Below are 11,819 nucleotides of genomic sequence, written 5' to 3' on the forward strand. Positions count from 1 at the left end.
GCAGCCAAAAGTCTTAGCAAACAAAATCTTCTGTTCATCATTCGGGTATATTCTGAATTTATATGCTCTGTTTGCCACCATGCCACTTCCTTTTCCTCGAAAACCCACCTGTGATACTTGAACACAAGCGCAAGATGGTAATATAGTAAGAATACTAAATGTGCGTTATTATCTCAATTTTTTATTATCCGACTAAAGATACTATACTATAATCAGGATGCTCTATCAAGTAGGTAGCAGACGCAATTCATCTCCCACCTTAGAGGTCGGAGTCTTCCTGCTATAAGAGGATAAATTTTATCGAAATCTCTTCTGTTTTCACATCTTTTCCATATATGATATGGAAACAGTGGCAACTGGCTGACCTGGTCAATCTTTCTGACTTTAGCCCCTTCTAACTTTGCGTCCCTGCCTTTCAGCAGATTTGCCTTTAAATAATTTCCATTTTTATCAAAAATAAAATACCATGAAGTTATTTATACGTCAATAATTCCGGATAAAAAATCTGTATATTTTTTTATGTTAGTTTTAGTAGATTACACTATTAAAAACTTCTATGGATATTTTCTATCTGTTCTATATGCGTGCTTATTTATATTATCGCCCACTTCGTTTCTCAAAATAGTTGCATTTTCTCTGTTCTATCATACTTTTCTGTTGATGGTGACAGAACTTCCATAACAAAACGTGGTGCATCCGTAAAGGTGTTTCCATGTCTTGATTTTGTACGGCAGTTTATAGATGCATCAGGAATAATAATCTTGTTGTTGCCCTGACTATCCTGGAAATGATATTGAATATTATCTGAATATACATAGCATGTACTATTCTTCAACTGATGTCTAATCGCTGCAACAAAATTTACGATTACAGTAGAGTGTTCTGGCATATCTCCTATCATGTCTGTTATTTTAAGATTCCAGTCCATATCTCACACTCCCTTTCTTATTACTCTAAAGCCTCTAAATTTCAGGGAAATCTGGCACTGCTGGCGATTTGAAGATTGTCATAGGATCAATATCTATACACTTATATATATTCCGGTTTCCGGCTATATCCCACGCAACTGTACCGTTTAAAACTGTCAGTGTATTTTTAAATATCTCTTTATCCTCAATTTTCTTGAAAACGCCGCCTTTCTTTATCAGGGCTTAACATCAAATTTCCTTACGCCGCCATCGTTCATATAGGCGTATACTGTGTAATCTTTTCCTGCCACCGCCTGATATACTTCTGGATAGAAACGTGGGTCAAGTTTATTATCGCACATTTTATATACTCTCTTTCTCCTGCATTGATATATTGCTATCATTTTCGGTGATGATGCTGTATAATTAGAGTATTTCTGCCACTAATTCTGTGTTAGTTGCTTCTAATTTCTCGTTTTCTTTCATTGGTTGATTCTCTCTTTTTTTATTTTGCCTTGTTATGTTTAGGGAGAATTATTTTGGAAATATCGCATAAATTAAGGTTTCCACTCTATGTCAGCTAGATAATAAAAAAACCCCGAAAGCCTAATCTCTCAGACTTTCAAGGTTTTTCTTTCTATATAGAGGCTGTCAGTTTTGCCCCTTAACAGGATATTTTACTTTTTTTGCAAAAAAAAAAGACGTTCTGTGTTTGCAGAACGCCATAAATATTTTAACATAATATTTATTTTTTAAATAGTAGTAATTATATAATATATATTATTTGTTTTTTTATTAAAATAGATATTTATTCATCTCATAAGCATTAGTTATTTCTAGTATTTCCCATATTGTCTTTCTTGTTAACTTCTTTATAAATATTTCAATTTTTATATAATTAAAATTAAATCTAACTCTCTCTTTATCTGCACAAAAAAAGAAACAGCCAAACATATATGTTTGAACTGTTTCTTCATTTCTGAAGACCTCTAAGCATCGCTAAAACTGTCTCCTGTTCTTTCGTGCTTAAATTGTCCCATATTTTAAGTATTTCTTTTTGTGATTCCGTTAAATCTACTGGATTTTCTTCTCTGAAAAATTGTGATAAAGTTACTCCCAAAGCTACACATATTTTTTCAAGAGTAATCAATGACGGCAGACTTTCCTGCGTCATAATCCTGCTAAGCGAAGACTGAGAAATCCCGGACAACTGCGATAATCGGTATTTGCTGATGTCACGCTTTTCACACAAAGAAATTATATTCTTCGCAACATACTTCTCTATATGCAAGTAAATACACCTCATTTCCATCATTACATGATTCTATTGTACCTGTAATGATGCAAAATTATTAGATACCTATTTTGCAAGTATTTAGTTTTAAATCCAGAAGTATATTTTTAAAAAAACAAGAGCATATGGAAATGAATCCATACACTCTATGATTAATAAGCTTCATGTTTATTTTATAATGTCAAAATACCCGATAATTCCTATGCATACGTCTTTCTTCATAGGCGACCACAGCGTATGTAATTTCATTTTATACATCTGACTTTTATTTTCCACCGTCGCTTTTATCTGCACAGAGATTTCTTTATTTTGTACAGATGTCTGGTGTAACAAAACCCGAATATATTGAACGTCTTCTTCAATTACCCCAAATTCTTTGAACAGATCAAATTTCGGATTATTTCTCTGACATAATACCTGCTGTTTTCCGTTTAATATAGTGAGCTGACCTGAAACCACATTGTAATCAATCGAATTCGTGCCACTGTTTGATTTGAAGAAATCGATTTTTTCCTGCATGACTTTGACAAGACTCTGTGAATAAATCTGGTTCGGTAAGGATTTATCACTGAGTATTTCATTCGAAAGTCTCTGTATTTCATGAGAATATTTATTATCGTCCATCTCTTTATTAAGCATTTTTGAAAGCTGAAGACTCAGTTCTTTCAGACACTTAAGAAGAATGGGATTAAATTGTCCGCATTGTCCATCCATGATCATTTGAATCGCTGTATCATGCTCAAATGCTTTCTTATAGCATCTTTCACTTGTAAGTGCATCATAAACATCAACAATCGATACCACCTGTGCGGAAATTGGTATTTCTTCACCTTTCAATCCATCCGGATAGCCCTTTCCATCCCATCTTTCATGGTGCCACCTGCAGATTTCCCATGCGGTATGTACCAGTGGATGACCTTGTGAAAAGTCCATATCCTTAATTATAGCTGCGCCAAGCTCACTATGGGTTTCCATAATCTTAAATTCTTCATCGGTAAGTCTGCCCGGTTTGTTCAATATTTCTTCCGGAATACGAATCTTACCAATATCATGAAGGGAAGAAGCAGTTGTAATCAAAGCAATATCTGCCTCTGTCAAAGGATAAGCATCTGTTACTTTTACCAGTTGTCTCAGCATCATCTCCGTTGCTGTTTTAATATGCAGGATGTGCTCTCTGCTCTCGCTGTTACGGGATCCCAATATATTACTCATAATCTGGATCATGATATTATTATTTTCTTCTTTTTCGTAAACCTGATCATAAACCACATTAATCAGATGCTTTTGGTTCATATAGAGACCCAAGGTATTCTGAACTCTTTTCTTTACAATCACAGAATCAAACGGTCGTGTGATATAATCTGTGATTCCCAACTCATATGCCTTACGCATAGTATTAACAGCATCTTCAGAAGATATCATGATTACGGGAGTTTCAGCAATACACTGGCTTCTTTTCATTATCTCCAAGACTTCAAAACCATTCATCTGTGGCATATTGATATCTAAAAGCATCAGATTAATTCCAATATTTTCTCCTATCATCTGGATTGCCTGATTTCCATTTTCAGCTTCCAGATAATTATAAGTTTCTCCGAGAATCTCTTTCAATATCTCTCTGTTTAATTTTGAATCATCTACAATCAGAATTTTTTGTCTTTTATCCATATTTTTTATTACCTTCATCCACTCATTTTTTATGATGTTCCAAGCACTTGATCCAAGACAGAAAGTCGTGTCGCATCACTTAATGCGACAAACCCTTCTTTATTTCTTCAATCGTCATCTCATATACTTCTGTTACTTTTTCCATTGCTTCCGGTATCCCCGGCTTCTCTCCGGTTCTATCTCTCAAAAGTTCTGTCAACTCATTACTAACCTCATACAGACGATCAAAGGAAAGATTCTGACACACCCCTTTCAATGTGTGCGCACTGCGGAAAGCATCTTCATAATTTTTATTTTCCAATGCCTGTTTTAACTGTAGATAACTCTGGTCTTCAAGGAACTTTAATGTAAATCTCGGAATCAGTGCTTCGTTGTGAAGGCGTCCCAAAACAGCCTCATAGTTTCCTCCGATAGCTTTATAGCACTCCTGCATTGTCATCTTTTAGCCCTCCTGTCAATTGTATTCCACTAATTCATGAACTTCTGCTAATCATTATGAACATACCTTAAAATCGTTTTTATAACTTCCTCAATCACAATCGGCTTTGACAAATGTGTATTCATTCCTGCATCCAGTGATGCCTGAACATCTTCAGCAAATGAATTGGCTGTCATTGCTATAATAGGAATGTTTTTTCCATCCGGTCTGTCATTCATCGCTCTGATTGCTTTTGCCGCTTCATAACCGTTCATTTCAGGCATCATGATATCCATCAGGATTACATCAAATGTGCCTTCCGGATGATTTCTGAAAATCTCAACAGCATTCTTTCCATCTACAGCTCTTTCTACATTCATTCCAAACTCTTCCAGCTGCACGGTCGCAATTTCTGCATTCAGCTCATTATCCTCTGCAAGAAGGACTTTCACACCTGTAAGATTCACCTTTTCAGAAAAACCTGTGTCTGACTTATTACATTCCTTATCTGTAATTTCCAGAGGAATATCCACAGTAAAAGTGGTTCCCTCATGCTTTTTGCTTTGCACGGAAATGGTTCCACCCACCATATCTACATACTTCTTTACGATAGCCATCCCTAGTCCAACTCCATGGTACTGCGTTCTCACATCGGAATCTTCCTGTGCAAATTTCTCAAAAACTTCTTTTGTAAATTCCTCACTCATGCCAATACCAGTATCCGAAATGCGGTAATGCATATTTATATATCCATCCCCGCCCTTTTCCTGACACCGGGCTTCAAATGTAATCGTCCCTCCATCCGGAGTGAACTTCACGGCATTGCTCAGAATATTAACCAGCACATCTCGCAGACGTACAGGATCCACAAGTACATTTGGGATCTTTGCTTCTTCACGCTGGATCTTAAAGCTGATATCCCTGTTCGTAAGAAAGCCTTTTGTAATATCCAGTGCAGAATCTGTGATACTTTTCAAATCTGCCGGTACCGGATTGTATTTCACTTTTCCACTTTCCACGCGAGTCAGATCTAATACATCATTGATCAGCGACAGTAAATACTCTGAACTTTCATCAATCTTTTCCAGACAATTTTTCACTTCGTCTGACGGATTATTTTTCATTGCAATACTGGTAAATCCCATGATTGCATTCATCGGTGTTCTCATATCATGGGACATATGTGACAGAAATGCTGTTTTTGCCTTGTTTGTAGCCTGCGCATGCTCTGCCAGTTCCGCCATTTCCTCAGCCGTCTCCTGGGCTGCCTTCTGAGCTTTTTTTCTTGCACTGAGACGCATTGCTATCACAGCCATAGTAGTCAGCAACCATCCGAAAATAAGAAGAACCCAAACAGTAACAACAGGATGCAGACGGATCCAGTCAACAAATGTCAGATCTGTTGCTTTGTATGTGGTATACCGTGCTGCTAGATCTTCGACAAGTTTTTTTGGCATGGCATACATTGCTTTCGTCAGGATGCCAGCCAGTGCATGATTCTCTGTTGATGATATTACCATGCGGTAGGTGTATGTAGGCTGTTCCAGCAAAGTATATGTCAGGGTGCCTGTGGTGTCACTATTCACAAACGCCAGTGCCATATAATAGTAGACGAAGGCAGCATCGGCTTTTCCCTTACGGACAGCCTCCATCATTTCCTGTCGGGTACTGCACATCAGTTTTTCTGCGCCGGGTGCCATTGCATCTGCAATTGAATTTGATGCTGTCTGGTCAACCGTAGTAACAACATTGATTTTTCCATCAAAGTCACGCCGTGTCACCCTTGCCAGCTGCATTGTAATGAAAGGTGCAGTAAGCCCCCATTTTTTCGTCTCAGCATAGTTATCTGTTTCCAGGCGTGCATCGATACTCATATCTGTGGCTTCCTTATTTTTCTGATAAGCAATATACTCATCTCTGGTGGCAGGTGTAAGAAACTCATAGGAAATCCCGGCATAGTCTGCAATTTTCCGGAAGTAATCCGGGATAATCCCCTTCATCTCACCATTTTCATTATAAGAATATGGATAACGGGTCGGATCACACAGAACACGAATTGGGTTGTCCTTGGAATATTGTGCAATAATACTTTTTTCTTGCTCCGTATATTCCAGATTCTTAGTTTCTATGCTTTCATAATTTTTATTGTAAAGCGTCGTTTTCCAGTCACCCTCAACCGCATTCATCTGATCGATCGCATAATTGATCTCATTCAGCAATTCTGTATTGCCCTTTTTAACAATGACATAGAAATCGCTGCTGCCAAATTTATCCACGATTCGCTCATTGTTTGTTTTTCTCAGAGAACTGGTAACAATCGCATCAACTTTTTCGCTCTGAAGGGCTTCCTCCATTTCTGCGGTCGTATCAAAATAAGATGGAACATATGTAAATCCTTTGTTGTCTGCAAAATCCGCAAACTCTTTATTCCGGGTGTTTCCGTTCAAAAGCGCCACACGCATACCGTTGTAAGTGCTGTAATTGCCGTCCACAATCGTGCTGTTGTCACTGCGGACGGTCAACATCCCATAATTGGTTCCGATTGGACGTGAAAAATCAAACTTTTCTTCTCTGTCCGGTGTTTTGCGGGCAGATGTTACCATGTCGATCTCGCCATATTCAAGCATCTGCTGCATATCATCCCAGCTCTGATCGTATCCGACATATTCGTAATCTACATCCCAATAACGGGCCATCAGCCGAAGGAAATCATATCCATAACCGCTGCGGTTTCCCTCTTCATCCATCATATGGTATCCATCTATGGCAAAGAAACCGACTTTGACAGTTTCATGCTGCGAACTGTCCTCGGCCGCATATGCAGTCTGGGGAGAAAATATCATACACACACATACAAAATCCAGTAACATTGCCATATATTTCTTTGCACTCGAAATCATATTAAATTTCCTTTCTTTCTGTCTGTCAAATATATTTCTCTATACATCTCCTTGTCAACCTCCTGGTTTAATAAATTTTCACCTGTCCCTACTGCTTCTCAATTCTTCGCATATAGTCTGCTTGATTGTTTTATCATCCAACGGCTTTGCAAGATGTGCGTTCATTCCTGCTTCCATACACTTTTCTACATCTTCCCTAAATGCATTTGCAGTCATAGCAATGATAGGGATTGTTTTTGCATCCTGCCGTTCCAAGGATCTTATTGTTTTTGTGGCAGTAAGCCCATCCATCACCGGCATCATGACATCCATTAAAATAACATCGTATCTTCCTGATTCGCAGGCTTCAAAGTGCTGAACAGCTTCTAACCCATTTTTCACTGTTTCTACTTTAGCCCCATTTTCCGTCAGCATAAATTCTGCTATTTCCGCATTCAGCTCATTATCTTCAACCAATAATATCCGGACACCTGATATATCTGCATTGAAATCTTCTTTTTCTTCCAGCCGTGCATTCGTATCAATTTTAAATGGAAGTATTACAGTAAAACAGCTTCCTTCACCAAGCTTGCTTTCAACTGTTATGGTTCCGCCCATCTTTTCTACAAGTTGTTTCACAATAGGCATTCCCAGACCTGTCCCATTATAATCAGAACGTGGGGAATTATCTGCCTGTACAAATGGAGTAAACAATTCATTTTTTATAAATTCTTCGGACATTCCAATCCCATTATCTCTTATTTTAAATTCACATGTCATGTGATCTTCTGATCTTTCAATCGTTCTCATACTCATGTAAATAGAACCATTCACCTTATTGTACTTCATACTGTTTGTAAACAGATTCATCAATACTTTTTTCAGATGAACTGCATTGCTCCAAACATATATACCACTGTAATCATCATGTTCTCCTATAACATGAAGTCCTTTTTCTTCTGCCTGAAAAGATAGTGACTCCGTGATTTCCTGACATACCTGATCCAGATTGATGGATTCATCACTAAAAACCACGGTATCCGATTCTAACTTTGCCATATCCAAGACATCATTTACCAATGATAATAGCAGTTTCGAAGACTCATTTATTTTATTCAGGCAATCTTTTGCCCGCTCACCATCATTTCCGCTTTTTTCAAGAATTGTAAGCATGCCCATAATGCCATTGATCGGTGTCCTGATGTCATGAGACATGTTATTTAAAAAGGAAGTCTTAGCCTTATTGGCACTCTGTGCTTCTACAAGTGCATTTTGTAATTCCTGCTGTTTTTCTTCAAGCTCCTGATTCAGCTTCAATGCCTGCTCAGCAGACTTCTTGGATTTTTCTTCCGCACGTTTTGATTTTTTCAAAGAATCAAGAATTATACACAGGACAACAAAAATAAAGATTCCAACTATGAGTGAGACAGCCAGTAAATTATCTTGAATAAAATCCTTCGCTGTAACTTTTCGTAAAGAAGCATTATACGAAACTACCGCACCTGAAAATTGAGCTGTAGGCATAGATGTCAGTGTTTTATTCAGAATGGACAAAAGAACCGGTTCTCCCTGCCGAACAGCAAATGGAACATCGGCTTCTTTTGTCAGGAAAACACTATGAAGCTTATTATTTTTCAAATAGTCAGAAACAGTACCTGAACTGCTTACAATGCAATCTACCTCCCCTTTCTGCATCGCTTTTACTGCTGCATCTGATGTCCCATATTCTATAATCTCCCATTTTGGATAATTGTATGAAAGATATGCCTTCAATGAAAAATCATCTTTTTCAACGGCAACTGTATTCTCTTTATTTTCATCAAAAAAATCCTTTGCCGTAATTGCTGCCATATTGAGAGTCAATAGCGTATCCGACAAAGCAACTCCTTTTGTTTCTGCAAAGTATGGATTCTGGTTTGTATGAAAAATCAGGTCTATTTTTCCATCCTGCAATGCCTGAAGCAGTTCACTTCTTGTATCATACCCCTTTAATTCAAATTCCAGAGTCTGGCCTTGCAGACAATTTTCTGCAAGATCCACATAATCTGTGATAACACCTGTCAGTTTGCCTGTTGATGGATCTACACTACTGATACCTCCATCCTGATTCAGATACCCTATCCTGATTGCTCCATGCTGCCCGATCCACTCCCTTTCTTCTTTTGAAAGAAATGAGCTGCTCTGTGCAGAAAGATAACGCCTGTAGAGATCATCAGTGTAAAATGGATTGTCATCCTTGATCCTGCGCATAGCACTATCCAGTGCTTCTTTGATATCCGGACGTTTGGGATTTATGGCAAAATAGATTTCTGTCTCTCCAATACTTGTAACAGGCGAAATATCAGATTCTTCCCAACGGGATTCTTCTACTGAAACGAAGCAGTCAATTTCATGTTTCGACAGTTTGTCCATAACTTCTGCGGTATTAGAAGCATTGACATGCTGCGTATGCAGACCATACTTTAACTCCCATTCGTTAAGCAGATCCTCCGGTATATGATCTTTAAACACACCAATATTTTTTCCCTCAAAAGAATCCAGATTTCCTGCTGTAAGATCCATATTGGATGCATCCGTATAGATGTAATATTTCTCTTCCCCCATAGGCATATCGGAAAAAAGCATATTTTCAGCACGTTCGTCTGTATAGGAAATACCGCCAAGAATATCAATCTCTCCATTTTCCAACTGTGTAAAGCAGTTTTTCCAATCACTTGTTATGTATTTATATGTCCATCCTGCATAACCTGCAATATCTTGAAGATACTCATAACCATAGCCGCTTCTTTCCCCCTTTTCATTGACGGTATTATAAGTTTCTTCAAAAGATCCTACCCGGATAACATTGTCAGAGTTTTCTTTGGCAAATGTAGGAACGGATAAAACAATAAAACATATAATTGTGCAAAATATAATGTAACAAAATTTGAAATTCATTATATTCTGTACTAATTTGCACTTCTTCATCTTTCTCCCCTCCTCTAGGCTACAATTGCTTGCTTACTTCCAGATTTTAATTTTACATTCATTAATTATCAATAACCTCCCCGCTATTTTTCACAATATTTTTCCAAACAGCTTCTGTATTACTTATTCAAGTGCTCTACCATAAAAAAGCACTGCCAAACAGACAGTGCACCTCATTTCATGTAACTGGCTGCCATTTTACAGGCCCTGTAGCTTTGCGTCCCAGACTTTCATCTGGTTTGCCGATTTCCTTATTATTTTTAAACTTTTGCAAAAAAACTGGTTTTATTATACTATGGTTCTCTACTGTATACAAGAAAAACATTACCGTTTTAACACCCGAAAATCAAAAAAGAACAGCCGATACATATACTCGAACTGTTCTTCTACTTTCGAAGTCCACGAAGCATTGACATTACTGTTTCCTGCTCATTTGTACTCAGATTGTTCCATATCTTTAAAACTTCTTTCTGTTTGTCTGTCAGATTCTCTGGATTACCTTCCTGAAAAAGCTGTGATAATCGATATTTACTAATGTCATGCTCCCCCTTTGTAATACTGATTTATTCATTTTCATTTTTATCCACATAAAGCTGGCATTTGTTCGGATTAGAGTGTATTTGAAAAATATTCTGGCTTCATGTAATGTTTTCACTTTCCATAATTGAAAGAAAAAAATCACCCTGTATTTCTTTTATATGTTTAAATGCAATTTCATTTCCATCTATCATCATAAGCTTCTCATTTATTACATCTATCTTTTTTACACATCCTGTTGTTTTATTATAATGTCCACCTTGTTTTCGGGTATCTGGTGCAAAATAATATATGGAAATTAGAGGATGTTTATATTGGGTTTGCTGTAATATCTGTAATTTCTGATCTATCTCTTCTTTTTCTCGTCCTGATACCTGATGAAATTCTTCCGTAGTTCTAGCAGTTTCTTTAATCTGTTCTCCATATCCAGTTAAAGCTGCAAATGGAGCAAACTGAGCTGCTCTGTCTGCAATAGGCATCTGGGAGTGTTTTTTTGATACATGATGCGGAAGATTGATGATATCGTCATACTTTCCCATTATGCTTTATGCCCTCCTATCTGTCCATTTCTTGTTCTTGTTGTTGCACCTTCTTCGTAACTTAACCCTCGCAAAACTGCATTTTTTCCGTATTTTTTCTTAATATCAAGAATAGATTTTTGTAATCTACGTTCCTTTTCCTGTTCTTTCTTTAATGCTTCATAATCAGTAAACAAATCTAACTGCTGATATACCTGTCCTTCTTTGGGCATAACTTTAGCAGCAGATAATGTGAGCCGCCGGATAAGGAGTTCCTTATCAATTATCCTGTCGTAAAGACTAGAAACAGCAGTTGTAATTTCTTTTAGTGAAGAAGTTGGTATATCCAGATTAATCGTACCATGTGCGTGTTTGGGGATTTTTCTTCCATAACGATCTGTTGCAACCTCCCCACTGTATTCCTGTCCTTGTAGATTATCCCTATCATAACCTATTGTGAGGACAAATTGCTTTGAAACAAGCTTCTGTTCAAAAAGATCAAATGCAATCTGTTCTGCCATTTCTAAAACTGCAATTTTTGCTTTTTCTGATGAATAAGCAGAAGATAATACCTGTCCGGAACCGATACTTTTTGCTTCTGGTTTATATACTTTTATATCTGCAATCGTA

10 protein-coding genes and 2 riboswitches are annotated in these 11,819 nt (G+C 37.4%); all 10 genes read right to left on the reverse strand.

Features of this window, described 5'->3' with window-relative positions; genetic code table 11:
- A partial coding sequence (locus EUBHAL_RS17220; protein WP_135960918.1) for a helix-turn-helix domain-containing protein occupies positions 1-81 on the reverse strand: 81 nt, incomplete at its 3' end.
- A 267-nt stretch (positions 82-348) separates the two neighbouring features.
- A riboswitch (cyclic di-GMP riboswitch) is annotated at positions 349-439 on the reverse strand.
- 177 nt (positions 440-616) lie between these two features.
- A complete protein-coding gene (locus tag EUBHAL_RS06885; RefSeq protein ID WP_005347063.1) occupies positions 617-928 on the reverse strand; it encodes a Uma2 family endonuclease in 312 nt (103 codons plus the stop codon).
- A 216-nt stretch (positions 929-1,144) separates the two neighbouring features.
- Positions 1,145-1,312, reverse strand: a complete 168-nt coding sequence (locus EUBHAL_RS16170; protein WP_005347065.1) for a hypothetical protein — start codon at positions 1,310-1,312, stop codon at positions 1,145-1,147.
- Between the two features lie 569 nt (positions 1,313-1,881).
- Positions 1,882-2,160 (reverse strand): helix-turn-helix domain-containing protein, encoded by a 279-nt coding sequence (locus EUBHAL_RS06895; RefSeq protein ID WP_242648755.1) that lies wholly within the window; start codon positions 2,158-2,160, stop codon positions 1,882-1,884.
- A 210-nt stretch (positions 2,161-2,370) separates the two neighbouring features.
- Positions 2,371-3,870 carry a response regulator gene (locus EUBHAL_RS06900; protein WP_044922383.1) on the reverse strand — a complete coding sequence of 500 codons (1,500 nt, stop codon included), beginning with the start codon at positions 3,868-3,870 and terminating at the stop codon, positions 2,371-2,373.
- A gap of 79 nt (positions 3,871-3,949) precedes the next feature.
- Positions 3,950-4,309, reverse strand: coding sequence for an Hpt domain-containing protein (locus EUBHAL_RS06905; protein ID WP_005347073.1), 360 nt, complete (start codon positions 4,307-4,309; stop codon positions 3,950-3,952).
- A gap of 47 nt (positions 4,310-4,356) precedes the next feature.
- Complete coding sequence (locus EUBHAL_RS06910; protein ID WP_005347074.1) at positions 4,357-7,188, reverse strand: transporter substrate-binding domain-containing protein; 2,832 nt, start codon at positions 7,186-7,188, stop codon at positions 4,357-4,359.
- A gap of 78 nt (positions 7,189-7,266) precedes the next feature.
- Positions 7,267-10,134 (reverse strand): response regulator, encoded by a 2,868-nt coding sequence (locus EUBHAL_RS06915; RefSeq protein ID WP_005347076.1) that lies wholly within the window; start codon positions 10,132-10,134, stop codon positions 7,267-7,269.
- A gap of 178 nt (positions 10,135-10,312) precedes the next feature.
- Positions 10,313-10,388, reverse strand: a riboswitch (cyclic di-GMP riboswitch).
- Positions 10,389-10,772: 384 nt separating this feature from the next.
- Entirely contained in the window at positions 10,773-11,210 is a 438-nt protein-coding gene (locus EUBHAL_RS06920) for a bromodomain-containing protein (protein WP_005347079.1), read from the reverse strand.
- Positions 11,210-11,819: DinB/UmuC family translesion DNA polymerase (locus tag EUBHAL_RS06925; protein WP_005347080.1), on the reverse strand; the 610-nt coding region annotated here is incomplete at its 5' end. The genes EUBHAL_RS06925 and EUBHAL_RS06920, both read right to left, overlap by 1 nt.

The sequence above is a fragment of the Anaerobutyricum hallii DSM 3353 genome, assembly GCF_000173975.1.
In the GTDB taxonomy this organism is placed as follows: domain Bacteria; phylum Bacillota; class Clostridia; order Lachnospirales; family Lachnospiraceae; genus Anaerobutyricum; species Anaerobutyricum hallii.